The organism is Streptomyces parvus, assembly GCF_032121415.1.
In the GTDB taxonomy this organism is placed as follows: Bacteria; Actinomycetota; Actinomycetes; order Streptomycetales; family Streptomycetaceae; genus Streptomyces; species Streptomyces globisporus_A.
In genome coordinates, this window is sequence record NZ_CP135079.1 from 6,882,460 (window position 1) to 6,906,442 (window position 23,983).

General features: G+C 69.8%; 20 protein-coding genes. 9 read left to right on the forward strand and 11 right to left on the reverse strand.

Features of this window, described 5'->3' with window-relative positions; all coding sequences use genetic code 11:
* Positions 1 to 209 precede the first annotated feature (209 nt).
* Genes yicI through RNL97_RS31940 form a run of 6 tightly spaced genes read right to left on the reverse strand, consistent with a single transcriptional unit; the run spans position 210 to position 8,133 of the window.
* Positions 210 to 2,495: an alpha-xylosidase gene (yicI, locus tag RNL97_RS31915; protein ID WP_313751534.1), complete on the reverse strand. Its 2,286-nt coding sequence runs from the start codon at positions 2,493 to 2,495 to the stop codon at positions 210 to 212.
* Positions 2,492 to 3,982: a GH1 family beta-glucosidase gene (locus tag RNL97_RS31920; RefSeq protein ID WP_078652080.1), complete on the reverse strand. Its 1,491-nt coding sequence runs from the start codon at positions 3,980 to 3,982 to the stop codon at positions 2,492 to 2,494. Before RNL97_RS31920 ends, yicI begins: the two co-directional genes overlap by 4 nt.
* Before the next feature lie 15 nt (positions 3,983 to 3,997).
* Positions 3,998 to 4,816, reverse strand: a complete 819-nt coding sequence (locus tag RNL97_RS31925; RefSeq protein WP_313751686.1) for a carbohydrate ABC transporter permease — start codon at positions 4,814 to 4,816, stop codon at positions 3,998 to 4,000.
* 14 nt (positions 4,817 to 4,830) lie between these two features.
* Positions 4,831 to 5,844 carry a carbohydrate ABC transporter permease gene (locus RNL97_RS31930; protein ID WP_313751535.1) on the reverse strand — a complete coding sequence of 338 codons (1,014 nt, stop codon included), beginning with the start codon at positions 5,842 to 5,844 and terminating at the stop codon, positions 4,831 to 4,833.
* Between the two features lie 7 nt (positions 5,845 to 5,851).
* Positions 5,852 to 7,084 carry a sugar ABC transporter substrate-binding protein gene (locus RNL97_RS31935; RefSeq protein WP_030586019.1) on the reverse strand — a complete coding sequence of 411 codons (1,233 nt, stop codon included), beginning with the start codon at positions 7,082 to 7,084 and terminating at the stop codon, positions 5,852 to 5,854.
* A 17-nt stretch (positions 7,085 to 7,101) separates the two neighbouring features.
* Positions 7,102 to 8,133 carry a LacI family DNA-binding transcriptional regulator gene (locus RNL97_RS31940; protein ID WP_313751536.1) on the reverse strand — a complete coding sequence of 344 codons (1,032 nt, stop codon included), beginning with the start codon at positions 8,131 to 8,133 and terminating at the stop codon, positions 7,102 to 7,104.
* A 533-nt stretch (positions 8,134 to 8,666) separates the two neighbouring features.
* On the opposite strand from RNL97_RS31940, the gene RNL97_RS31945 reads away from it, so the two are divergent.
* From RNL97_RS31945 to RNL97_RS31955, 3 genes are all read left to right on the forward strand, one after another.
* Positions 8,667 to 9,527: a hypothetical protein gene (locus RNL97_RS31945; protein ID WP_078652078.1), complete on the forward strand. Its 861-nt coding sequence runs from the start codon at positions 8,667 to 8,669 to the stop codon at positions 9,525 to 9,527.
* 274 nt (positions 9,528 to 9,801) lie between these two features.
* Positions 9,802 to 10,104, forward strand: coding sequence for a polysaccharide lyase (locus RNL97_RS31950; protein WP_243316139.1), 303 nt, complete (start codon positions 9,802 to 9,804; stop codon positions 10,102 to 10,104).
* Positions 10,105 to 10,182: 78 nt separating this feature from the next.
* A complete protein-coding gene (locus RNL97_RS31955) occupies positions 10,183 to 10,575 on the forward strand; it encodes a hypothetical protein (protein WP_030586011.1) in 393 nt (130 codons plus the stop codon).
* Between the two features lie 5 nt (positions 10,576 to 10,580).
* Here the strand turns inward: RNL97_RS31955 and RNL97_RS31960 are convergent, their stop codons facing one another.
* From RNL97_RS31960 to RNL97_RS31975, 3 genes are all read right to left on the reverse strand, one after another.
* A complete protein-coding gene (locus RNL97_RS31960) occupies positions 10,581 to 11,771 on the reverse strand; it encodes an alpha/beta hydrolase (protein ID WP_313751539.1) in 1,191 nt (396 codons plus the stop codon).
* The gene (locus RNL97_RS31965; protein ID WP_313751541.1) at positions 11,752 to 12,213 is read right to left on the reverse strand and encodes a hypothetical protein; all 462 of its coding nucleotides are present in this window, start codon (positions 12,211 to 12,213) and stop codon (positions 11,752 to 11,754) included. The genes RNL97_RS31960 and RNL97_RS31965 overlap by 20 nt, the downstream gene beginning before the upstream one ends.
* A gap of 1,433 nt (positions 12,214 to 13,646) precedes the next feature.
* Positions 13,647 to 14,072, reverse strand: a complete 426-nt coding sequence (locus tag RNL97_RS31975) for a hypothetical protein (RefSeq protein WP_030586009.1) — start codon at positions 14,070 to 14,072, stop codon at positions 13,647 to 13,649.
* A 113-nt stretch (positions 14,073 to 14,185) separates the two neighbouring features.
* On the opposite strand from RNL97_RS31975, the gene RNL97_RS31980 reads away from it, so the two are divergent.
* The 4 genes from RNL97_RS31980 (at position 14,186) to RNL97_RS31995 (ending at position 19,700) form a co-directional block, all read left to right on the forward strand.
* Positions 14,186 to 15,547, forward strand: coding sequence for a hypothetical protein (locus tag RNL97_RS31980; RefSeq protein WP_313751543.1), 1,362 nt, complete (start codon positions 14,186 to 14,188; stop codon positions 15,545 to 15,547).
* Positions 15,547 to 16,755, forward strand: coding sequence for a hypothetical protein (locus RNL97_RS31985; protein WP_313751544.1), 1,209 nt, complete (start codon positions 15,547 to 15,549; stop codon positions 16,753 to 16,755). Before RNL97_RS31980 ends, RNL97_RS31985 begins: the two co-directional genes overlap by 1 nt.
* Before the next feature lie 93 nt (positions 16,756 to 16,848).
* Entirely contained in the window at positions 16,849 to 18,438 is a 1,590-nt protein-coding gene (locus RNL97_RS31990; protein ID WP_313751545.1) for a hypothetical protein, read from the forward strand.
* Positions 18,439 to 18,455: 17 nt separating this feature from the next.
* Positions 18,456 to 19,700: a CHAT domain-containing protein gene (locus tag RNL97_RS31995; protein WP_234313430.1), complete on the forward strand. Its 1,245-nt coding sequence runs from the start codon at positions 18,456 to 18,458 to the stop codon at positions 19,698 to 19,700.
* On the opposite strand, the gene RNL97_RS32000 is transcribed toward RNL97_RS31995, so the two are convergent.
* A complete protein-coding gene (locus tag RNL97_RS32000) occupies positions 19,693 to 20,568 on the reverse strand; it encodes a DUF3592 domain-containing protein (RefSeq protein ID WP_313751546.1) in 876 nt (291 codons plus the stop codon). The two genes, RNL97_RS31995 and RNL97_RS32000, sit on opposite strands and share 8 nt — an antisense overlap.
* Before the next feature lie 143 nt (positions 20,569 to 20,711).
* Entirely contained in the window at positions 20,712 to 21,101 is a 390-nt protein-coding gene (locus tag RNL97_RS32005) for a hypothetical protein (RefSeq protein ID WP_374115192.1), read from the reverse strand.
* A gap of 1,585 nt (positions 21,102 to 22,686) precedes the next feature.
* Here RNL97_RS32005 and RNL97_RS32015 point away from each other — a divergent pair.
* Both RNL97_RS32015 and RNL97_RS32020 read left to right on the forward strand, forming a co-directional pair.
* Positions 22,687 to 23,106 carry a hypothetical protein gene (locus tag RNL97_RS32015; protein ID WP_313751547.1) on the forward strand — a complete coding sequence of 140 codons (420 nt, stop codon included), beginning with the start codon at positions 22,687 to 22,689 and terminating at the stop codon, positions 23,104 to 23,106.
* Between the two features lie 124 nt (positions 23,107 to 23,230).
* A complete protein-coding gene (locus RNL97_RS32020) occupies positions 23,231 to 23,884 on the forward strand; it encodes a S1 RNA-binding domain-containing protein (protein ID WP_078652083.1) in 654 nt (217 codons plus the stop codon).
* The last annotated feature ends 99 nt before the right edge of the window (positions 23,885 to 23,983 follow it).

Consider the following 23,983-nt stretch of genomic DNA (forward strand, 5'->3'; position numbering starts at 1 on the left):
CCTCACGTGAGGAGGGCCAGATCAGCCCACTGAGCGATCGGCGTCTCTATCCGGAGATAGGACCGGGCCCGCCGGCGTCCCCCCCCGCGCTGACCCCGGCGGCGAGTCGCGAGGCCCGCCGCCGTACCCCTTCCCGCGGGAGCCGGTGGACCGCTCAGCACCGTCGCCCCCGGACCGATGGTGCGAACTACCCGGCGGCCAGGTTCTGTTCAGCCGAGTCGCGCCGTCAGTGACTCTGTTCCGGAGTGCGCTGTCAGCAGCGTGCCCTCCGCGGATGGCCCGGGGAGCCGTACGTGCCAGGGGCCCGCCGCGCGTTCGGCCCGTACGTTCAGGACGTCGCCGTCGCGCCGGGTGTGGAAGACCGCCGCGGTCGATCCGTCGGCGGCGGGGATCCGCGTGGTCACCTGATCTCCGTCCGCCGGTTCGTGGACCCGCAGGGTGACTCCGTCGGCCCAGTCGTAGACCGCGCCGTCGGCGCTCCCCCCGAAGGGGACGACGGAGCCTGGCCGGGCGAACAGGGGCAGGCTGTCGAAGCCGTACGTCTCGCGCCGCCAGACCGGGCCGCGCACCCGCTCACCGGTGAGGACATGGGTCCAGACGCCTTCGGGCAGGTAGTACTCCACGGTGCCGCTCTCGCTGAACACCGGCGCCACCAGCAGATCGCCGCCGAGCATGTACTGCCGGTCCAGGGTGTGACAGGACGGGTCGTCGGGGAATTCCAGCACCATCGCGCGCATCACCGGCGTGCCGTGCCCGGCCGCCTGCCGGGCCGCCTCGTAGAGGTAGGGCATGAGCCGGTGCTTGAGCCGGGTGAAGTCGCGGGTGACCTCGACGGCTTCCTCGTCGTAGTCCCAGGGCACCCGGTAGGACTTGCTGCCGTGCAGTCTGCTGTGCGAGGAGAGCAGGCCGAACTGTGCCCAGCGCTTGAACACCGCCGGTGTCGGTGTCCCCTCGAAGCCCCCGATGTCGTGGCTCCAGAAGCCGAAACCGGACAGCCCCAATGAGAGCCCGCCGCGCAGCGACTCGGCCATCGCGCCGAACGTGGACTCGCAGTCGCCGCCCCAGTGGACGGGGAACTGCTGTCCGCCCGCCGTGGCGGAGCGGGCGAAGAGGACGGCTTCGCCCTCACCGCGTTCCTCGGTGAGCACCTGGAAGACGGTCTCGTTGTAGAGCTGCGTGTAGTAGTTGTGCATCAGCTCCGGGTCCGAGCCGTCGTGCCAGACCACATCGGTGGGAATGCGCTCGCCGAAGTCCGTCTTGAAGCAGTCCACGCCCTGTCGGGTGAGAGCGCGCAGTTTCTCGGCGTACCAGTCTCTGGCGCCGGGGTGGGTGAAGTCCACCAGCCCCATGCCGGCCTGCCACAGGTCCCACTGCCAGACAGCGCCGTCTGCCTTGCGCAGCAGGTATCCCTGCTCGCGGGCCTCCTCGAACAGCGGGGACTTCTGCGCGATGTACGGGTTGATCCACACCGAGACCCGCAGGTCCCGCTCCTTCAGCCGGCGCAGCATCCCCTCCGGGTCGGGGAACACCTCGGGGTCCCAGGTGAAGTCGCACCACTGGTACTGGCGCATCCAGAAGCAGTCGAAGTGGAACACCCCGAGAGGGATGTCGCGTTCGGCCATGCCGCTCACGAACCGGTTCACCGTCTCCTCGTCGTAGGAGGTGGTGAAGGACGTCGACAGCCAGAGCCCCAGGGACCAGGCGGGGGGCAGCGCGGGGCGGCCGGTGAGCGCGGTGTAGCGGTCGATGATCTCTTTGGGCGTCGGCCCGTGGATGACGAAGTACTCGACCGACTGGCCGGGGACGCTGAACTGCACCTGGCCGACGGACTCGGAGCCGATCTCGTAACTGACCCGGCCGGGGTGGTTGACGAAGACGCCGTAGCCGCGGTTGGTCAGATGGAACGGGACGTTCTTGTACGCCTGCTCGCTGGCGGTGCCGCCGTCGGCCTGCCAGATGTCGACCGTCTGGCCGTTCTTGACGAACGGAGTGAAGCGTTCTCCGAGCCCGTAGACCAGTTCACCTACGTCCAGAGCGAGTTGGCCCACCGAGTGGTGCTCTCCGCCGGCGGTGGTGGCGAAGCCCGTACCGCGCCTGCCCGCCGAGGTAAGAGGCCGACCGTCGGCGCGGAAGTCGAGTCGCCACGGCGCTTCGGTGTCCACTCGCAGGGACAGCGCGCCGCTGGTCAGTTCCACCGTCGAGCCGTCACGGGTGATTTTGGGGGTGTGGTCCGGGGCCGAGTTCAGTGTGAAGTGGGGGCCGCGGTCGACACAGCCCGTGTGGTGGCTGGAGCGGACGCCGATCACGCCTTCAGCGGGTGACCAGCATTCGACTGTCAGCAGGGGGCTGTTGAGGGTGTGGCCCCTGTTCTCGACTTGCCGGACGGGGGCGTAGAGGGTGAGGCGGTCGTCCTCCACGCGGGTCTCGGCGACCTCGGTGGCGTACGAGGCGCTGATGCCGTCGCGCATGAGCCAGTAGCCGTCGGTGAACTTCATCGGTGGTGCATCTCCTGACCGGTGGATCGGGTGCTGGAGTGGGTGTGGTCATGGCCGCCCTTGGGGCCCCGGTGGGCGGCGATCAGGTCCCGGTACCAGCGGTAGCTGTCCTTCGGGACGCGTTCCAGGGTGTCGTAGTCGACCCGGACGATGCCGAAGCGCTTGCTGTAGCCGCGGGCCCACTCGAAGTTGTCCAGCAGCGACCAGACGTAGTAGCCGCGTACGTCAACGCCCTGGTCCATGGCATCGGCGAGCGCCGCGAGATGGTCGCGCAGGTAGGCCACCCGGTCGGTGTCGTGGATCGCGCCGTCTGCGTCGACCTGGTCGTCCTCGGACGAGCCGTTCTCGGTGATCAGCAGCGGTGGCAGAGCCGGGTAGCGCCGCCGCAGTCCGATCAGCAGGTCGGTGAAGGCGTGCGGGACCACGGGCCAGCCCATCGTGGTGTGGCGCACGTCCTGCCGCCACGATTCCTCGGCGCGGATATCCACGGCGCTACGGGTGGCCGGGTCCGGGTCCCGGTGAGGGACGGCGGAGATGGTGATCGGCCGGTAGTAGTTGATGCCGATGAAGTCCAACGGTGCGCCGATGAGGGACAGGTCGCCGTCGAGCCGGTACGTCCCGTCCGCCAGTTCGCCCCACGTCTGCGTCTCGTGCGCGGCGTAACGTCCTGCCAGGAGCGGCTCCAGCCAGACGTCGTTGTGCATCGTCTCCGCGCGCCGCACCGCCGCCAGGTCGGCCTCGCTGTCCGTGGCGGGCAGCAGGACGTCGGGGTTGAGCGTGATCCCGACGTCCGTGGCGCCGCTCTCGCGCAGGGCGCGGACGGCGAGCCCGTGGCCCACCAGCAGATGGTGGGCGGCGGCGAGAGCGCCGCGGCCCTCCCGGGCGCCGGGGGCGTGAGCGCCTGCGCCGTAACCGACGAAGGCGCTGCAATAGGGCTCGTTGAGGGTGATCCACCGCTCCACCCGGTCGCCGAGCCGCTCGGCGGCGATCCGGGTGTAGTCGGCGAAGCGTTCGGCGGTGTTCCGGACCCGCCAGCCGCCCCGGTCCTCCAGAGCCTGCGGCAGATCCCAGTGGTAGAGGGTCGCGGCGGGTGAGATACCGGCAGCGAGCAGTTCGTCGACCAGCCGGTCGTAGAAGTCGAGCCCTGCGGGGTTGCCGGGGCCGGCTCCGTCCGGCTGGACTCGGGGCCAGGAGATCGAGAACCGGTAGCTGTCGACGCCCAGACCGCTGAGCAGGGCGACGTCCTCGCGGTAGCGGTGGTAGTGGTCGCAGGCCACGTCGCCGGTGGCGCCGTCGGCGACCCGGCCGGGCTCACGGCTGTAGGTGTCCCAGATGGACGGGGTACGTCCGCCCACGTCGTGGGCGCCCTCGATCTGGTAGCTCGCCGTGGCGGCTCCGAAGAGGAAACCGTTCGGGAAGCGGGTGGGTACGGGAGTGCCGGGGCCGGCCGGGGCGCTGCGCACCCCGCGGTCGTCGGTGGAACTCATCAGGGGGAGGTGCCTTCACTTGATGGAGCCGCCGGAGACCCCGGCGGCGATGTACTTCTGGGCGAGGACGAGAAGGATCGCCGCGGGTACGGCCGACAGCACGGCGGTGGCCATCACGGCGCCCCAGTCGCTGACATGGGCCCCGACGAACTGGTAGATGCCGAGGGTGATCGGCCTGACGTCGTCGGTGGTGTTGAGAGTCAGGGCGAACATGAAGTCCGACCAGGCGAACAGGAACGTGAACAGGCCCGCGGTGATCAGCGCGTTGCGGCTCATCGGGAGCACGATGCGTACGAAGGCCGTGAACCGGTTCGCGCCGTCGACCAGCGCGGCCTCGACGACCTCACCCGGTATGGACACCATGAACGCGCGCAGCAGCACGATCGAGAACGGCAGGCCCAGCGACGCATCGGCGAAGATCAGCCCCAGATAGGAGTTGACGAGGCCCAGTTCCGCGTAGGCGCTGTACAGCGCGTTGGCGATCACGATGCCCGGCACCATCTGGGTGATGAGCGTGGTGAAGACGATGCTCCGGCCGCCGCGCAGGCCGAACTGCGCGAGCCCGTACGCCGCGGGGGCGGCCAGCGCCAGACAGACCGCGACGGCGCCGAGTGCCACGATGAGGCTGGTCAGGAGGGACTTGCCCTGGCTGCTGATGGCCGCTTCGAAGTTGGACAGGCTGAGGGAGGTGGGGAACCACTCGGTCGCCGCGATGCTCGTGTCCGGCTGAAGCGCGGTGTTGAGCATCCAGTAGACCGGGAAGAGCAGCAAGCCGAGGATGAGCAGCGCGGCGGTGGTGTTCCAGGGGCCGCGCAGGGTCGAGGGCCGCTTCATCGGTTTCACTTGGATCACTTCCCCGTTCCGAAGTCGGCCCGGTTGGCCCGTAGGTAGAGCACGGCGAAGACCGCGCTGATGACGATGAGGACGTTGCCGACGACGGCACCTTGTCCGAAGTCGAGTTGGAGGAAGGAGAGTTGATAGGTGACGGTGCCCAGAGTCTGTGTGGAGTCGGCCGGGCCGCCCGAGGTCAGTGCCAGGATCAGGTCGAGGATCTTCACCGTGGACATGAAGCCGAGCACCAGTACGACGGTGATCACCGGTCGTAGCAGCGGCAATGTGACACTGCGGAACGTGCGCCACGGGCTGGCGCCGTCCAGGGACGCCGCCTCGTAGAGCTCTCGTGGGATCTCCTGGAGCCCGCCGTAGAGGATCACCATGTTGAACGGGATGCCGATCCAGATGTTGACCATGATGGCCGAGAGCAGTGCCACGCTGGGACTGCTCAACCACGGCACGCCGCCGTCGGCCAGGCCGACGGCCTGGAGGGCCGTGTTGAGGATGCCGTGGTCCTGGTCGAGCATGCGTCGCCAGACGACGGCGGATACCACCATGGGGACCAGCCAGGGCAGCAGCAGGACGGCCCGGATGGCGCCGGAGAGCCGGAAGCGGCGGGAGAAGAAGACGGCGAGCGCGAGGCCGATGGTGAACTGGCCGGTGAGCGAGCCGACAGTGAAGACCGCGGTGTGCCACAGCGAGTCGGCGAACAGTTCGTTGGAGAACACCGCGCGCCAGTTGTCCAGCCCGGTGAAGGGGGCCTCGCCGGTGAAGTAGGTCGTCGGCGTGTACCGCTGGAAGCTCATGACGACGTTGCGCACCAGCGGGTAGCCGAAGAACAGCGCCATGTAGAGGAGCGCGGGCAGGACGAACAACCAGCGCAGCAGCGAATGCCCGTCGCGGCGTGGCTTCTTGAGAGTGGGGCGGGCGTTCTTCCCGGGCACGCCGGTGGAGGAGCTGGAGGAAGAGCCGGAGGGGGAGGGCGGCGCGGGGTCCAAGGACCCGGCCGGGGGGACGGCGGTGGTCATGGTGTCCTCACTTCTCCCCGGCCGATGCCTGTCGTTGCGCGTTCTTCAGAGCCGCTTCCGGCCCCGCCCTGCCGGTCAGCACCGACTGGAAGGCTCCGGCGAGCGCGTCGTTGACCACCGGCCAGCGGGTGCCGACCTTGGCGGTACGGGAGCGTGCCGTGGCCACCAGATCGACGAACGGGGCCAGTTCGGGGTGCTTCTCGGCGTACGAGGCCGCCGCGGACGCCCTGGTGGGCACGTTGTTCACCGACTCGCCCCAGGCGAGTTGGTTCCGCTCGCTGTTCAGGCAGGTGAGGATCTTCCCCGCGTTCTTCTCGCGTCCGCTGTCGTCGCTCTTCGGAACGGCCATCACCGTGCCGCCGATCGGCGCGACCGCGTCCTGGCCGGCCCGGGGGACGGGGATGGTGGCGACGGCCCAGTCGACCTTGTCCTGCGCGCTGAGCACCGGCACCTGCCACGGCCCGTTGATCATCATGGCCGCGCGGCCCGCGACGAACTGGTCGTTCACATCCTGCTGGTTCCAGTTGACGACCGACTTCGACACGGATCCGTCACCCATCAGCTCCTTCCACAGCGTCAGGGCGGCTTCTCCCTTACCGTTGTCCAGCCGCACCTCGTCGCCGCCGCCTGACCAGAAGAACGGCAGGAACTGGTAGACGCCGTCGGCGTTCGGGCTGGCGCTGAAGGCCATGCCGTACGTGTTGCCCGACGTCAGCTTCTTCGCTGCCGCCCTCAACTCGGCCCAGGTAGTGGGCGGTTCGACGTCCGCTGCGCGCAACAGGTCTTTGTTGTAGAGCAGCGCGAGGGAGTTCACCGAACGGGCCACGGCGTACTGCGTCCCCTCGAAGCTTCCCAGCGAGGTGGCGCTGTCGGAGAATCCGGCGGTGTCCAGGCCCACTTCCTCCAGGGGGCGCAGCCCTCCGGTCTCCGCGAACTGGGGAAGTTCCGAGCCGTCCAGTTCCAGGATGTCGGTGAGTGAGTCGGAGGACGCCATCCGCAGAGCCTTCGAGGCGACGGTGTCCGCAGGCACGCTGATCTGTTCGACCTTCAGGCCCAGCGGCCTCGCGCAGCGGTCGAGGAACTTCTGGTTCGCGTCGTGCTCGGCCGCGTCGGTGGCCGAGTTGAGCACCGTGACGGTGCCCGGGTCGGGGGTGGCGGCGCACCCCGTCAGACCCAGTGTCACAGGGACGAGCGCGGCTGTGGCGGCCGCGATCACCCGTATGCCTCTTGGGCGTCGCATGGTGGTTGGCTCTCCGTTCACGAAGTCGGCTCCGAAGGAGGGCAGATCACGCTTCCCGTCGCCATCAGGGGGGTGATCAGCCGGTGCGGGGGTTGTTCTCCCGGCGGGACGGAACCGTCTGTGCCCACGGCATCGAGCGCGAGCCGGACCACGGCGGTGGACATCTCCGTCACGGGAAGTTCGATACGGGGCAGTGGCCGCCCGCCCGGGTCATCGGGGGAACTGCCGACGAGGACGACGGCCAGATCTTCCGGCACGCGCAGTCCGGCGGCGGAGACCTCGCGCAGCAGGTGGGGCAACAGGATCAGGTGCTGGACGACGAGCGCGGTGGGAGCGGGCCGGAAGGCCAGCGCCTCACACAGCGCGCGAGCCAGCTTCTCGGGCTCGCCGCTGGAGGGAACGACCCGGATGTCGGCGGTGTTCTCGCGGGCGGCGAGCCGGGCGCCGGCCAGACCCCGCAGGGCGTAGCCGCGCCGGGAGTCGATCTCGTGCTGGGCGGACGACAGGAAGACGATGTGCCGGTGACCGGCCGCCGCGGTCTCCCGCAGGGCGAGGGCCACGGCGGCCTCCCAGTCGAGATCGACCCAGGGCAGACCGGGCTCGTCCTCGCTGCGGCCGAGCAGCACGACGGGGAACTCCTTCTCGCGCAAGACGGCGGCGCGCTGGTCCCGCTCCTCCACGGCCATGAGCACGGCCGCGTCGGCCATTCCGCTGCCGACGACACGGCGCATGGCCGCGACACCGTTCAGATCGGTGATCAGCACGACGTCGTAACCGTGGTCGCGTGCCGCGTCGCTGATGTCTATGGCGAACGTGCCGTCCGTGCCCCGGTACTTGCCGGGCTGCCGGGGCACGGCAAGTGCCAGGACGTTGCTGCGGGCGCTGCGCAGCGTACGCGCGCTGGCCCGCGGGTGGTAGCCGAGTTCCTCGACGGCGGCGCGGACCGCGGTCCGGGTCTCCTGGGAGATCTTGCGGGAGCCGCTCAGTACGTACGAAACGGTGCTGGGGGCCACTCCGGCCCGCCGCGCTACGTCCTTGATCGTGGCCACACCACTCCCCACGCCGGTGTCGAATCGATTCGACAGTATTTACGTGGGGGTCACGTTAGGGCGGTCCGGCACAGCCGAACAAGAGTCCGGCCAAGATTTGTTTTCTGTCATGCCAAATTCGGCGGGCAGCACCCGGGAACCACGCGTCGCACACTCGCTGATGCCCTTGCGACCATCACCCCGGCCTTCGTCGAGCCCGAGCCGATGTCCCGCGCTCTCGCGAACTGCGGCGGGCACTGCACTCGTGGGCGTCCGACGAGAACGCCTGGAAGCGGGCCCTCCCGAGGAGTAGCCGGTCGCGCTCGACTGGCTGCAGCGTCACTCGCTGCCGGGTCAGCGCGAGTCCCCGTGCCGCCTGCCAGCCGTAGTCGCTTCCCCCGGAATGTCTGCTCGTTGGCCCGGTTGTGTCGCTGACTGACGCGCAGTGGCCCGGGGGCGGCCGGGCTCCCGCCCCCGGGCACGTGACCCCGCGTCGGCATGACCGCTTCCGGAACGGGGCACACAGCCCTTGGCTGAGGGCGGGGGGAGTGACTATGGGGTGGATACCCGAAGAATGGAACATAGTGGCCGGCTGGCTGCTGGGCTTCGTGGTGGCGAACTGCGCGCTGGGGGCCCTGTTCCGGAGACGCGGCCGGGCCGACCGCGCGACCATCCGCCGGTACCTGACCGAAGGCATCGGCCCCGTGGCCGCGGCGGAGCAGGTGGACGACCAGCAGTACACCGCACGGGTCGCCGTGTGCGCCCTCGTTGCCGACGGGGTTTTGGAGGTGTCGGAGGAGGGGATTCTGACCGCGGTCCCGGGCGCTCCGGAACCCGCCGGTCCCGCACTGCGCGCGCTCGCCCACTGCATCGGGGACCGCGGTCCCCAAGGAGCACAGCTGTACGAGCTGCGACGGGGCCCCCACTTCGAGCCCTACCGGACCGCACTGACCCAGGAGAGAACCGGTCTGCGCCGGTTCGCAGAGCCCGGCCGGGTCCTCTCCCTGAGCGCCGCGCTGCTGGCGAGCGTCGGCATGACCTTCCAGTCCATCCCAACCGGGGCGCCGGTGCCGTTCCTCCCCACGGGCGACGTGGCCGCGTGGATCTTCGCACAGCTGATCGTCTGGGCCCTTCTCTCGCTGCTCTCCGCCGCGTGGCCGGGCTGGTTGACCCGGCGCTGGCGACGTTTCAACCAGCACTGCCGGCAACAGGCCGACGCCGAACTGGCAAGGGTCCCACCCGTGACACTCGCCGCAGTGCGCAAGAGGGAGTTCGAGCCGAGCCTTCCGCGGGCACCACGCGGGAGCCGGCCCCCGGGCCGGACGGACGGTGAGGGTCCCGGCGACGGGGGCAGCTGGGCCGACGAGGGCGACACCCACTCCTGCGGCAGTGGATGCGGCGGGGGCGGCGACTGAGACCGCCGTTGGCGTCGCACCAGTCGAGGAAGTCCGGAACGCCCCCGCGTCGGCGGGGTGGACCCCTCCGACCGCCATCGGGTGTACGGCGTGACCGGAACACCCCGCGTCGGCGGGAGGACGGCCTGCCCGGGCGCGGTCGGCTCGGGGCCGCTCTTGCCGCACTCGCTCAGCCCGCACTCGCTCAGCCCACCGAAGAAAATGCCTTCGCTCACCGCGCAGTTCCCGGTTAGAGATCGCCTCATTTGGGTGACTCGGTATGTCGGGAGTCCTGGTGGGGATCGTTGAGCGGCTGGTGCCGGACGAGTTGTGGGAGGAGCCTGCTCTGCCATCGGACCCCAACGCCAACCCCGACGGCGAGATCGAGGTCTTCTACAACGGCGAGTCCGCCGCCACGGTGCCCAACCTGCGCTTCGTCACCAACAACGACCAGGTCGACCGCGCCTACTTCTCCAGCTTCGCCGGCGGCGCGACCCCCTCCTTCGCGCCCAACAACGACAACAGCTTCATCTGGTGCGACGACATCAAGGTCTCCACCGACCGCAACGACATCTGCGAACTCAGCTCCTGCGCCTGACCCGCACCCCGCCGGGGGCGCGGACTCCGGCCCGCGCCCCCGGCACACCTCCTGCCCCCCGCACCCCGGAGGCCCACCGTGCCCGTCACTCCCTTCCCCGCCCCGCGCACCCTCACGACGACCCCGGGCGGCGCGGCCCTCGACGCCCCGGTCCGCGTGCGCACCGATCCGGCCCTCCCACCCCAGGGATACCGCCTGCGCACCGGCCCGGGAGGCGTCACCGTCGACCACCGCGACGCCCTCGGCCTGCGCTACGCCCTGGGCGCCCTGGACCAGCTCCGCGCGGGGCACGACTACACCGCCACCGGCTACGACATCAGCGACCACCCCGACTTCCCGGTCCGGGGCTTCCTCCTCGACATCAGCCGCGACCGCGTCCCCACCCGCCGCACCCTGGCTCGCTGGATCGAGAACAGAACGTGGCGGTCCTCCCGAACGCAGGCGTTGCGTACGGGAGGACGAGGATCGTGAGGGGGTCAGTTCGAGGGGCAGTTGATGTCCTTGTCGGGGCGATCGCCCGTGACGAGGAAGGTGGTGACGGTGTCGTGGGCGCACTTGTTGTCGAGGAACAGGTACGCCAGGTGACCGCCTTGATCGGCTGTCACCAGCCGTGCCCGGCTCCCGAGCGCCGCACGCGTCTCGCGGGCGCCGTTCAGCGGCGTCGCGGGGTCACGGCGGTTCTGGAGGAGCAGGATGTTCGACGGCCCGCGGTCGGTGAGCTTCACCGGCTTCTCTGCAGGCTCCGAGGGCCAGAACGCGCAAGGAGTGATGTTGGCGCCCGCGGCCCCGAACTTGGGGTGGGCCTTCCGGTCCTGTTCGACGTTTCGGGCATAGACCGAGACGTTCGCAGGCCAGTTGGAGTCGTTGCAGATGACGTGCATCTGGCTGGCCACGTAGTTGTCCGACGGAACCCCGGACGAGCCGGTGGTCGGTGTCTCGCCCGTGCCGGACTTGGACTGGGGCACCGGCTTGCCGGTGTCCAGTGCCTTCCAGATCTCGGCCAGTTCCGGCAGCTTGCTGTCGTAGTAGAAGTTGGCGAACGTCACGTGCCGGAACGCGGCGCCTGTGAACCCGTCCGCGCTCGGCTTCCTGTCGAGTTTCGCGGCGATGTCGAAGTAGGTATCCTCAACCGCGGCGGGCGTCTTTCCCAGGCCGTACTTCTTGTTCTGGGCTGCGGCGAACTTCGTGAAGTCGGGGAAGCGGTCCTCGAAACCCCGGCTGAGATTTCGCGCGAACGAGGCGTCCCAGCCGCCGGGGCCGGTCACGCTGTCGAGGAAGACCCGTTCGGTGTTCCTGGGGAACATCGTGGCGTAGACGGAGCCGAGATAGGTGCCGTAGGAGATGCCGAAGTAGGAAGCCTTGGACTCGCCGAGGGCCTCGCGGACCCGGTCCAGATCGCGGGCGGTGTTCGCCGTGGTGATGTGGGGGAGCACGTCGGCGGTCTCGGATGCCGCGCATTTCTTCGCGACCGACTCGACACGCCTCGCTTCGGCCGCCACGTCCGCCGCGTTCCGTGCGTAGGTGGGGACGTTGGTCGAATGGTCAGCCAGCTTCAGCCCGCAGGTGACCGGCGTGCTTCGCCCAACCCCCCGGGGATCCATCCCGATGATGTCGTAACTGTCCAGGACGCTCTTGGGGAGTCCGATTTTACGCAAGGTGGCAGGCATGGTGAGGGTTTCCCCGCCGGGCCCCACTGTTGGTGAGGAGGACTCCACGGCGCTTGTCGGGATTCTTGCTCGCCAGTCGGGAGACGGCGATCTCGATCGTCTTTCCGTCCGGTTTCTTGTAGTCGAGGGGAACATCGAGCGTGGTGCACTCCACTCCGGCTGCGGCGACCCCTTCTGGGCACTTCTTCCAGGAGAGTTTCTCTTCGTTGGCCTCGGCCGTCGAACAGGCGGTGGACAGCGTTGTCAGCAGGCCTATGGCGAGCGCTGTTGCTACGGACTTCCTCACGAGCGGGCCTTTCGTGGGGGGATAAAGTGTCGTTCGGTGATGGTCGACCCGAGAAGAAGTGCTGAAAATCAGCTGTCGCATCGATTTCGCCGAATCGATGTTTTCCTCCGTGCCACTGTCACCTGCAGCACCAATACCTCTTGTTTCCGTAGTCAAACGTGTGACGTTACGGCATGCTTTGTCGCGCGACTATTCGCTCTGCGGAAGAGCGAGGCCAGGCCGGCATCGGCTTACGCGGCAGCCCCGTGCTCCAGCTGTAGGTCGTGATCTTGCTGCTTGTCGGTGCGTCAGGAGCGTGGCAGGCGTCAGGGTGCTCGCGGGCGCGTCGATGCCCTGGGCCGCGAAGACCTCTCGCGCGGCCTTCAGGACGCGTCCGCGGTTGCGTCGGGTTGCCGCGCCGGCCCGCGGAAGGCGTGCCCATGACCGTTTCGAGGGGCGCTGCTGAGGCGGCGGGAGGGCCGCCAGGCCGTGGACCTGAACAAGGGACGTGAGGCTATCCGCTTTGCCCGACTCGCGCAGACACACGCGGTTATGTGGAGCGCGCCAACGCGTGTCACGGCACTCTTGGCGATCCGTGAGGCCCTGAGGCTCGCCCGGGTCGGCGACGCCTCCAGCTGCGAGTCCGCGAGACTGCTCGTTTCAGAATGACGCACCCGGCAGCCCGGCTGTGAGTCAAGCGCGGTCGTGCACCTGGACCAGACGTCGCCGCCACAGGCCCACGTCCACAGCCAGTGCCGCAGTGACGGGCTCGCGCTTCGAAGGCCATCGCGGGGATCTTCGCCCCAGCTGGGCTGCCACCCGTCCACGTCGAAGAGCAGCACTGGGTTGTCCACCGCAAGCAGCGGAACGTGCCACTCCATCGTGCAACCACCTGGCGGGAGATACAGCCACGAGGAAGGCAGCCCCTCGGTGCGGTCGCGTTCGTGCATGCGGAGCGAGGAGTGCCAGTCAGCCAGGTGACCCGGTACGCGCTGGCCCGCCGTCAACGAAGCAATACCCGCATCGGGCCCGAATCCGCCGTTGCCGACCTCGGTGTGGATCCGGCGGAGCATTCGGCAGAGGGCGTCCGATGATCCGGTCGGCAGCGTCGACTTCCTGCGGTGCAATCGGTGCGAACAAGGGCGCCCGGGCAGCGTCCGCGAGGCAACTCGTGATCTCCTCTGCCAGGGCGTCGAGCGTGACCTTCCCCGGGCTGCTGCGGGAAATGACCCTGCCCTGGATCCGCTCAAGCCCGCCCTGACCGTAGTGCTCCTCAAATCACGCGAGCGGAATCTCGGCTCTGTCGAACCGCAGGCCCGGATCCCGACCGTGTCGGCCGGGACGTCGCGCCGGGCGACACCGGTCCGCAGCACGTACAGAACGCCGGCCAGAGCCACCCGGTCCGAAACCCGCGCTCCGGGTTGTAGGGGAAGCAGTGGCGGGGCACTTCCGGCTGCCCGATGGTGACCGCCATCGTGGGCTTGCGGCCGGTGCCGAACTCCGACCGGGGTTCCTGCCAGATATGCAGGCGGTGCGCGTCGGCGAAGCCGAACAACTCCAGCACCCGGCCGTGGTGGTGTCGTTCGCCAGCACTTCGTTCGCTGGTGTCTTCACGGTGTCGCCCCGTCTCCCGCGTAGAGGTAACCGCCGGGGTTGGCCGGGTCCGCGATCAGTAGTACCTGATCACCGGCGCGGGGGATGCGCAGTTTCGAAACGATGGTCTGGAGCGTGACCGGGTCGGCGGTGACCCCGGTCAGCTGGAGGGCCAGGTCGACGACCGGGTCGAAGTTGACCAGCCTGCCGGTGTCGCTGATCGACACGACGACGGCGGGGACCGTCGGGACGCCCATGGCGAGCAACTGTTGCACCGTGGCACCGGAGTTGTACGCGCCGAGCGACTGCTGGAGCTTGGCGTAGTCCTCGCCGCCGAGTGTCGCGCGCGTCATACGGCCGTAGAAACCCTTGCCGTCGGCCACCTGCTCCACGATCTTGGCGGTCTTCTCCTCGCGACTCCTGCCCCTGCCGAAGATTCCCATGCTGTGCCTGCCCTTCCGGTCCGTTCTGCCTGGTGATGTGGACGTTAGGAGGCGGGTGGCGCCTACCGATCCCAGGTTCGACCACTGGTTCCCCCAGGACGTACGCTCTGCCCATGCCGTCCCCGAGCCAGCCGTCGACCGGCGAGCGCCGTCCGCGCGCCATGGTCATCGACAGGGCTTGGCGCGGCCTCGGGCCGGGTCCCCAGGCGCTGAGTGGGCCCGGTGGCGCGCCGCTGACCCGGACGGTCAAGCTGATCGTGCTGCCGCTGGTCGTCCGGCCCGCGCTGCGTCCGGAGCTCGCCGCCGACTTCCTCGACGCGCGGGGGGCGGAGCGGCTCGACGCGCTGATACGGGAGTCCGGTGCGGTTCTGGAAGCGACGGCACAGTGGTTCACCCTGCTGAAGAGGACCCGCCGGGCACTGGGGATCGTGGCCGGCAACCCCCAGGACCTGTATTTCCAGCGGTGCTTCGAGCTGGCGACCGAGCACGGGCCGCCGGGGCCCGGCTCGGACGCGGTGGCGAGGGCGGTACTCGAGGACGTCGTGGAGGCTTCCGGAGGACGGACGGTGGAGGCGCTCAAGGAGCATCTGGCGGACGCCGCCCGGCGCGCGCGGCTCGACGCCGAGCTGGCGGCGGCGTGGGACGGCCGCGAAGCGGTGCCGGGCGCCGCCGATACGGGCCTGGCGGCCGAGGTCCTCGAGGCCTGCGGTGCGGCGGGAGCCGACTCGCCGGCCTTCGCCGCCATGGTCCGGGCCGAGCACGGCAGCCTGCTCGGGCGAGCCCTGTGGGCCGCGCACCCGGCCGACGTCTGGGACCGCCCCGACGTACCCCCGCACCTCGGACTGACCGTGCACCGCGTGCCCCCACGCCCCGAGGTCGGCCGGAGCGCCTCGACCGCCACACTCCCCGCGCCGTTCGACCGCACGCTCTTCGAACGGCTCTTCACCGTGCTCCAAACGTCGGCCCACCGCGAGCAACTGCCGACCGTGCCGGAGCTCGTCCGGCGGGAGGTCGACCGCAGTTGCGCCCCGCTGGGCCTGTACGACGAGAGCCTGCGCGTCACCGTCGTGCTCGGTGGCCGACTCGCGGTGGGCCTCGATCCGCTGGGCGCCGGGACCTTCATGGCGGGGTCGACGGCGGCACACCGCATCATAAACAGCCGCTGGCAGCGGGAGGCTTCGGTCCTCCGAGCCCGCAGGATGACCGTCTCCCTCCGCCCCGATCCGGACGGCGGTGTGCTGAACGCCCTGGCCCAGGACCTGCGCACCCCGTGGGCCGCGTACATGCGGCGCCTCTGGGTGCGGCTGCACGGGCGCGACGTCCGCGACGCGGCACTGCCCGACGCGGCATCGGCCTGGAGCGTGCTCGACGGGGTCGCCCGCTCGGTGATGATGGACCACCGCGCACGAGTCCGCACCGCACTGCGCACCCTGTCGGCGACCGCCCTGACCGCCGCCGAGCCGAGGAGCGCGTGATGCCGGAACGGCGCTGTGCCGTCACGCGGGTCGAGGACGGCACCGTACGCATCGCGGGACCCCCCGTCGGCCCCGCCTTCACCCGAGCCGTTCTCGAAGTCGCGGGTGCTGTCCTGACCTGGCCCGTGCTTGGCCCGACAGGCCTGTCGGCGACGGAGATCCACGATGTGGGGCAGGCTCAGCAGTGGCTGTGGGCGGTCTACGGCGAGCGTGTGGCCGCCGCTGTCGACGCCGTCGCGTCGGGAACCCCGGCTGTCGAGCTGACGCTGCCCGAGCGGCCGACCGCCCTCGCCGAGGGTGCCGCCCGCCTCGCCCTCGGGCATTGGGCGGCCCGCTGGTGGCCGACGTCGTATCTGGACGGGATTCCCGCGCTCGAACCGGACGTGCTGGGGCTGGAGTTGGCCGCACTGACCCACGAGTGCCAGCAACTCATCGACGATTCAGCGGAGTTGGAGGGATTAGACCTGCTGGAGGAGCACCTGGCCGCCCTCGACCCGCTGATCCGCTGGCGGCGGTCGGCGGACCCCCCTCGCCAGCTGGACCGTGTCCTGCGGCTGACCGGCGACGCGGCCGACAATGCCGGGCTGGACGGGGAGGCGCTACGGCACCTCCGGTCAGCCCTGGACCAGGACCACAGGCCGACCGCCACGCCGCTCGACCTCGCCGAACTCTTCCTGCGGCATCAGGAGTTCACCCTCGCGGCAGGCGCTCTCGGCACCGCGAGCGGCCGCGTGATCGCCCGGGGGTCGGGGACCAACGACTGGTGCCGCTATCCGCCCGGCTTCGTAGACGCGGCCGAGAACGCCGTGTCCTGGACCGCGTACGCGCTCGGTGCCGATCGGCGGATGGAGGTCGAGGTCGTCGCTGGCATCGCGGCCCCCGTGGGCGGGGTGCACCTCGCGGCGGAGGTCCACGTGGACGGCAGCCCGCCGAACCGCGTTCCGCTGGCCAGGCGGGACGACGTGTGGGCCGGCCGGGTGGACCTGGACATCCCGGCCTCGACGACACCCAGCATGGAAGTCGGCATCCTGCTGCCGGGCTTCGACCCGGGGCCGGGCGCCGATGACCGTGCGGCACGTGAGGCAGTACGAGCCCTGGCCCGGCACCGGCTCGATGTCGCGTCGGCACCGCACGACAGCGAGGCCGCACACCCGGAGCCGTTCCTCGCCGAGATCGCGGCTGCCGCTGCCGTGGAGGAGGACTTCTAGCCCATGCCGGAAGACTCGGAAGGCCTGGGAAGCACGGAAGACGCGGAAAGCACGGAAGACGCGGAAGGCTCGGCGGAACAGGGAGAGCAGGCGGTGGGGCTCAGCTACGGCGAGCCCTTCGACAGCGGCTTCGCGCTCGCCGAACAGCATCAACTCACCCCGGATCTCCCGGCGGCGTTGGCCGTCTACGGCGAACTCCTCGCTGTGGCCGAGTCGTTCGAGGACTCACCCGACGCACGACTTCTACGCGGGCACCTGTTGTCCGACATCGGGGCGGTTCGGCTCGCGGCCACGGATCTGCCCGGCGCAGCCCTGTCCATCGGACGGTCCCTCGATCTGGTGCGGGGCATCGCGTCCGTGCCGATGGGGCCGAACGGCCGACGGCTGTGGCTGGAGATCCTGCTGAAGACACTGCTGGCCAGGGGCGAACTTCTGCGCAGAACCGGGCAGTTCGACGAGGCGCAGGAGGCGATTGGCGAGGCGACGGCCCTGTTGTCGGAGTTCGACGACATCGAAGGGCTGCGCACCGCCGAGATCGGCCTGAGCCGGGTGCATCTGCTGATGGACCGCAGCGCGTGGGGCGCCGCCGAGGAACTGGCCTCCGCGCTGCTGGCCGACGCGCCCCTGGCCGAGCCGTATCTGCTGGACTGCCTGGGGGTCGTCTGCGCCTCGACCGTGCGTTTCGAGCAGGCCGAGGACTACTTCGCCCGGGCGGAGCAGGCCTATCTGACGCTGGGCCACCACGCGGGGCGCCAACAGGTGCTTTCCCACCGGGCGTACGCGGCGCTACAGGCCGGCAACCTGGGCCGCGCGGAGGAGTTGTATGCGCAGGCCGCCGAGATCTTCGAACGGCAGGGCCAGGCCGAGGACCTGGCGGTCTGCGAACAGGCCCGTGCCGTCATCGCCGCACACCGCGGGGACGCGGCCGGCGCCGCCGCTCTGACGGCGTCCAGCCTGGCTCGCTTCCAGCGGGTCGGTGCCGCGGTCGCCGCCGCCGACACCATGCTGGTGGGCGCCCGGCACGCGTACGAGCGGGGCGACATCGACGAGATGAAGCGGCTCGCCCAGGGCGCGCGGGACGTGTACCAGGAGCGCGGGGTGTACGAGCGGTGCGCCCAGGTGGACCTGATGCTCGCGCGAACCCTTGAGGACGACCTGAACCGGACCGACCACGGCCTCCATGAACGCGCCTCGCTCGCGAACGCGCTCTCCCTCGCCCTGCCCGCGGCCCTGACGCTGGAAGCGGCCCGCTACGACTTCGCCACCGCCCACGCCCGCAGTCAGTGGCTTCAACTGGCCGACGAAGCAATGCAGTTGGTGTTCCGCCTGGCCCTCCGCAGCAACGACCAGGGGCTGATCTTCGAGCTGGTGGAACACCGGTGCGCGGGCGCCTCCCTGGCGCTGAGCCGTACGCCCACCGTCGCCAGGGCTGCGGCGGTCTGCCCGGACGCCGCCATGAAGACGTACGCCCCCGATGACGGTGCCCCCCTGACGCTGGGCGGCATCGCGGCCGAGGCCGCCGCTTCCGTCGGCCTGCGGGTCGCACCGCCACCGAAGATCGTGATGTCGGCGGAGGCGGGTGGCCGTACCGCGCTCCAGGAGTACGTGCAGGCAGCCGAGTTCCGCTATCACCGGCGGATCGTGAGCGAGGAGGAGGTGCCGTTCTGTCCGCCGACGCTCTGACCGATCCGAACCGTCCGGTGGTCCAGGTCCGCCTGGCCGACGCCGGTGACCTGCACATGACCTGGACGTGGGCCCGTGGTGCCCAGGGCTTCGGCACCGGGTACACGCCGGGGCCGGACGTGGAGGAGGCCGTCCGCGCGCTGGCCGCGGTACTGCCGGGCGGCGGCGCGGAAGGCATGCGGCGCGCGTTCGAGTCCGGCGCGCTGGCCTCGTCCGAGGAAGAGCGCTGCCTTTCCCGCATGCTGGCCGAGGCGCTGTGGCCGCCGGGCCTGACCGACCAGATCCGTCAGGTCTCGGCGCAGCTGGGCCGTCCGCTGATGCGGCTCCAGCCGTCGCCCCGGGTCGCCCAGGTCCCGTGGGAACTGCTCGCAGTGGACGGTGGCGACAGCGACGTACGGCTGATCGACCTGGTGGACATCGCCACCACGGCCCCGGCGTCGCTACGACGGGCAGGCGCCACCCCGACCGGTGAAAACCCGGAATCGGACACCGTGGTTCTCGTCCTGGATCCCCGCGTGCCCGGCTTCCGCGCCGACTCCCCGCTCGGCTCGGTCCTGGGGCAGCCCGGCTCGGACCCGGAGCTGCTGTCTCTCGTACAGCGCAGGCTCGACGCGGGCACCGTCGTACCGTCCGTCGCCTCCCCCGCCGAGGCCTTCCGCCGTACCGACCTCGACCGCGACCGGCTGGGCGAGGCGCTGCGTAAGGGTGCCCGCCGTTTGATGTACGTCGGTCACGTCAGCGGCGCTCCCGTCGAGGGCGGGCAGAGCGAGGACGTCACCCTCCATCTGTGCTGCGGCCCCCAGACCACGGGGATGGCCGAACCGGTGCGCACCCACCGTCCTTTGTCCGCCAAGGACCTTCTCCTGGGCACACTCCCGCTGCGCGCGGACGGCTTGCCGGGCGCCCAGCTCTGGCCCGCGCCGCCGCGCGTCGCGCTGATCGCCTGCGAGAGCGGCGGCGATCTCCGCTTCGCCGAATCCTTCGGCCTGGCGACGGCGATGATCCACAACGGCGCCCAGCTGGTCACCGCCACCCGCTGGGTGCTCCCCACCAGCTTCGCCTACCACCGGCTGGCCGGTCTGCCGGAGTCTGTACGGCCGCTCACGGAAGCCGTGGTCGCCGTGGACGCGGCCCACGAGGACCACGACCCCGTCCGCCATCTCGGCGCCTGGCAGCGACAGCAGCTCGACCGGTGGCGCACCGACGGCCAGATCGAGCACTCGCCCCTCCTCTGGGCCGCTCTGACCTGCATCGTCAGGTGAGGGGCCAGGGGTGGTGGAGGCAGTACGCGCCCACCCCGATCGCGGCGATCCCCGTGACCAGCAATGAGACGACGAACCGGATCTGCGACGTGCGCTCATGGCGTTCGTGGTCGGGGTCGGTGGTGAGCAGGGACGGGTCGGCGGGCGCGTAACGCAAGGGAATGTCACGGCCGAGGGACCTGGCGATGTTGCGGATGCCCTGCGTGCACAGCGCGGTGACCTCGACGCCCTCGTGGGTGGTGAAAGCGACGACGGAGGCGTGGCTGACGCTCTCGCCGCCTTCGGCGTCGGAGTGGACGTCCCTGGTGACAGCGACCACACGGCCCTGGACGGTGACGCCCTCGGCCAGTTGAGCGGCGCGGGCGCGGACGTACTCGCCGTCCCGGCACAGCGCGACGACGAGAAGCAGGAGTCCTCCGACGCAGATCAGCCCCCACTGCCAGCCCCACGCGAAGAACGAATGGACGATCAGACCCAACACCAGCAGAAACACCATGCAGTTCGGCCCGCCGACCCCGGAGGTCCGCCCCTCGCTGTCCAGCATGAGATAGAAGCGCTCCGGCCGCCGCCGCGGAAACCGGACCGGGAACTCCTGCCCCGCCCAGGCCACCAGCACCCGATCACCACGCTTGTTCTCGTGCCGCAGTCTGAACTCCCGCCCGGTGCCCGGGTCCTGGTAGACGATCGTCACCGGTATCCCGTGGGTCCCCGACTCTCCGTGTCCTGGCGGATGCACCTCCACGACCCGAGCCGTCACCCACACCGCCCGCTGCGGCCGGGTCAGCCCGGCCAGCGAACACGCATAGCCCACCAACGCCAGCCCAGCGGGCACCGTCCACCACAGCCCGAACAACTTCTGCATGTCCATGCGGCGAGGCTCTCGCCGCCGGGACTCCTACCGATCCCGGGTTCGGGCCGGGCCGGCCATCCTTTTCGGCCCGGCCGACCGACGCGAGGCAACAGCTCATCACAGCATCGGCCTCTCTGGGCCCGGTCATGCGAACCGGCGCGTCAATCGCGAACCGCGTAGGTCTCGCGCCGTTCGGGCGTCCAGTTGTGGGCGCCGCTGTCCCAGGCCTCGGCGAGCGGGACCATGTGGTCGATGTCGAGTTTCTTCGCGGCGGTGACCTCGGCCTCGTCGTAGTACGACATCCAGCTGCCGCTGCCCAGCATGCACCGGGCGCTCTGTTCCGGGGTGGTGACCGCTTCGGCGGGGAGGACTCCCTGGCGGGTCGGGCAGCCGACGCCGTCCTCGTCGACCCAGTGCTTGAAGGAGTCGCGCTCGTACCCGGTGCGCTTCTCCTCGGCGACGGGGATCTCCTTGATGGCGTCCGGGAACCTTGCGGTTCTGTTGTTCCCGGCGGTGGCCCATGCGGTGGTGTTGCCTGTAGACGTGAACACGGCAGCGGCATCTGTTCGAGTTCCTCGTCGGTCACCGGGACCCTCTGGCCCTTCGCGATCCCGTAGCCCTTGCCGATCTCGTCCTGGTCGTCCAGCTCACAACGGTCGCGGCATCTCTTCCACCTCCAGGGCCCCTGCGCCGCTGCTCGGCGAGGGAACGCCCGGCCCGAGAGCCCGGGCTGCTGCGTCCTACTCCTGCTGATCCTCACGTGACGCAGGGGAGCCCGCATCTCCCACTAGGGCCGCCGGGGGGAAGGTGCGTGACGTCAGTCGGCTGCACAGCGGTGCCTCTTAGCAGTGCGAGTGCACCGTGCCGATCAACGGAGTCCCGACGCGTTCCTCTGCGTGATCGGCATTGGCCTGGGTACCGGAGGCGTATGTTCAAGCATCGGCGGACCAGGGTGACGTGTGCATTGTTGGGTGCCTGGGCCGTGTTGACGGCCACGGAGCGGTGGCACGGGGAGACCTCGTGGCTGACGGCTCTGACGAACGCTCTGCTATGGGCCTGTGTACTGGCAGGCACTTGGTGGTTCGTCGAGATGACGCAAGGGCGATCGGCACAAACGGGCGGCGGCTCGGCAGAACACAGTCCGGCCTCTGAACTGCCCGCGCGAAGCGATAGCCCCGGAGAAGGGAACCGTGCTGCCCGAGAGTGAAGCTCTCTCCCACCTCTGACTTGCAGGACGAGCCACCGGCTTCTTTCGCGAGGCTCGGGCAGGGCGACCGCGCCCCAAAAACGCCGCGGTGCCCGCATCGGCCGGGCACCAAGTCGGGCACCGGTACCGACAGCGCTTCGTGGAGTTGTCCCAGGGCCGGTTCCTGGCACGACCCCACCACCCCTGTGACCGTCGGCGGCGCTTTGTTCTCCGCGATGCGCCGCAGTACGGCGACGCCCAGGACGAGCGCGGCCACCGTGTACCGCCAGGCGACCAGGGCCGCCTGCCGCTCGTACTCGCTCGCACCGCTGGCGAGTAGGCCGACGGCTTTCTCATGGAAGGAGAAAGATGCCGGCACCCTGCGCAGTTCGGCCGTTTCGCCGCCGGTGTGCAGGTGGCGGAAACCGCACCGCCACTCCCCGCCCCGGATCCAGACCTCTGTCCGGGACGCTCCTAACCAGTACAGGGCTCGGGACCGCTCTGAACCGTGGGCAGTCAGCGGTAACTCGCCCAGTGTGAGATGGCGTGGGAGCGAGCGGGCGAGGTGGACTCTCGCCCGACATCATCGCGGGCCAGGGCCCTCACCGTTAGGCCCCGCCGTGCGGGCCGGACAGCTCCCTACTGGCCACGCCCCGGGCCAGCACAGCCCCTGCGGCCCAGGCGCGTGCATCCGCCTCAGTAGCCCCCGGCCCTCACCGCCCGGCAGGGACGACACCCCCGGTCTGCGTCGGCCACTGCCCGTGGTGATGCGGTGATGACGTCATGGGGACGGCATTCGAGACGGTGAGCGAAGTCGCCAAACGACCCCGCGACCCGGGGCCAGGGCGCACAGTCCCTGTCCCTCACGGCCAGCGCCAACCGTCGAGCGCAGTCGGACTAGGAGCAGGGCGATCACTGGCGAGCACCATCAACGCAGAGGACGAAGACCAATGACGAAGCTCAGGACCCCGACTCACCTCGACCAGGACCAGGCCATGTCGGCCAAGGCCACGCGGTGGCGCTTCGCGACGACTGCGGCGGTACTGGCCGCGGCCAGTACCGTAGGGCTGGTGACCGCAGCGCCGGCGAGCGCCGCGGTGAAGCAGACGTGCGGAACCTACATCTGCGTGGCCACTGCCTACCAGGGCAGCCGCTACGTTCAGGACATCACCGTCTTCACCAGGGACGGACTGCCGGGGACGCTGCGGGCCTTCGCGGGCGACTATCGGAATTCCAAGGCCAACGACGACCGCCACGTGTTCAGCGTCAACCGGGAGCTCGGCCAGCCCGGAAGCGGCCAGCTGGCCGTCTGCGGGGGCCTGGACCGTAGCAGCAGGGTCATCGAGAACCACTGCGTCCTGATCCCCTGATTCACAAGGAGCCGACAGTTCTTGAGTTCGCTCAGGAAGAGTTCACGAGGTCCCGTCCGATCTGATGGATCGGCGGGATCTCGGCGTTTCCCGGGTCTGTTCGAGGGGCGTCCGAACGTGGCCGATGCTGCGGGCGGGGGCCTGGCGGTCGTCGGCCTGGAGTTTCGGGGTGATTACTCTGCGTCTGGCGTTCTGCGGCCGTCGGTGGGCGTGCGTGATCCCTGCTTGTGCTGCTGAGGTCTCAGGGGCACTCGGTCGGGCGGGGCGGATCTCCGGCCCCTTGGGTGGAGGCTCTCTGCGAGCGTTTCTTCTCGGCCTTCGGCGCGGCGCAACACACCAAGGCCAGGTGCAGAGCGTCCACAACTTCGGTGTGTTCGTGAACCTCGACGGCGAGCCCGATCCGTGCACCGGGTTCATCCGGATCCCCGAACTGAGCTGGCGGTGGATCGACCATCCCACCGACGCCGTCACAGCAGGTCAGCGGGTCGTGGGCGAGATCATCGGCATACACACCCGGCGCGGACAGGTTCAGCTGTCATTGAAGGCTCTCCAAGAGGACCCGCTCCTTCCCTTCGCGGACCAAGCAGGCCTTGTCGCCGACGGAATTGCGGGGCTCGTGCACAACACCGAGTTCCGAGACGAGCCCGTCGAGCACCCCAGCCAGATCGTGAGCGAGGGCGACGAGATCACCGTACGGATCGTCGAGGTCGACCTCGTGCGCCGCCGCCTCACCTTGTCCGCCAGAAACCTGCCGCAGAGCGGGAAACGACCTATCTGAGAATGGGAAGCGATCTCCAGGTGCCCTGTACCGCACCAGGTCACCCCTGCTCGTGAACACCCCCGGAGCGGCTGAGTGGCCGTGGGCGACCCCCCACGG

Excerpts from the sequence above, each read along its gene's own strand:
- yicI (WP_313751534.1), bottom strand. The coding sequence starts at position 2,495 with ATGAAGTTCACCGACGGCTACTGGCTCATGCGCGACGGCATCAGCGCC.
- RNL97_RS31920 (WP_078652080.1), bottom strand. The coding sequence starts at position 3,982 with ATGAGTTCCACCGACGACCGCGGGGTGCGCAGCGCCCCGGCCGGCCCC.
- RNL97_RS31925 (WP_313751686.1), bottom strand. The coding sequence starts at position 4,816 with ATGAAGCGGCCCTCGACCCTGCGCGGCCCCTGGAACACCACCGCCGCG.
- RNL97_RS31930 (WP_313751535.1), bottom strand. The coding sequence starts at position 5,844 with ATGACCACCGCCGTCCCCCCGGCCGGGTCCTTGGACCCCGCGCCGCCC.
- RNL97_RS31935 (WP_030586019.1), bottom strand. The coding sequence starts at position 7,084 with ATGCGACGCCCAAGAGGCATACGGGTGATCGCGGCCGCCACAGCCGCG.
- RNL97_RS31945 (WP_078652078.1), top strand. The coding sequence starts at position 8,667 with ATGGGGTGGATACCCGAAGAATGGAACATAGTGGCCGGCTGGCTGCTG.
- RNL97_RS31960 (WP_313751539.1), bottom strand. The coding sequence starts at position 11,771 with ATGCCTGCCACCTTGCGTAAAATCGGACTCCCCAAGAGCGTCCTGGAC.
- RNL97_RS31975 (WP_030586009.1), bottom strand. The coding sequence starts at position 14,072 with ATGGGAATCTTCGGCAGGGGCAGGAGTCGCGAGGAGAAGACCGCCAAG.
- RNL97_RS31980 (WP_313751543.1), top strand. The coding sequence starts at position 14,186 with ATGCCGTCCCCGAGCCAGCCGTCGACCGGCGAGCGCCGTCCGCGCGCC.
- RNL97_RS31985 (WP_313751544.1), top strand. The coding sequence starts at position 15,547 with ATGCCGGAACGGCGCTGTGCCGTCACGCGGGTCGAGGACGGCACCGTA.
- RNL97_RS32000 (WP_313751546.1), bottom strand. The coding sequence starts at position 20,568 with ATGGACATGCAGAAGTTGTTCGGGCTGTGGTGGACGGTGCCCGCTGGG.
- RNL97_RS32015 (WP_313751547.1), top strand. The coding sequence starts at position 22,687 with ATGACGAAGCTCAGGACCCCGACTCACCTCGACCAGGACCAGGCCATG.
- RNL97_RS32020 (WP_078652083.1), top strand. The coding sequence starts at position 23,231 with ATGCTGCGGGCGGGGGCCTGGCGGTCGTCGGCCTGGAGTTTCGGGGTG.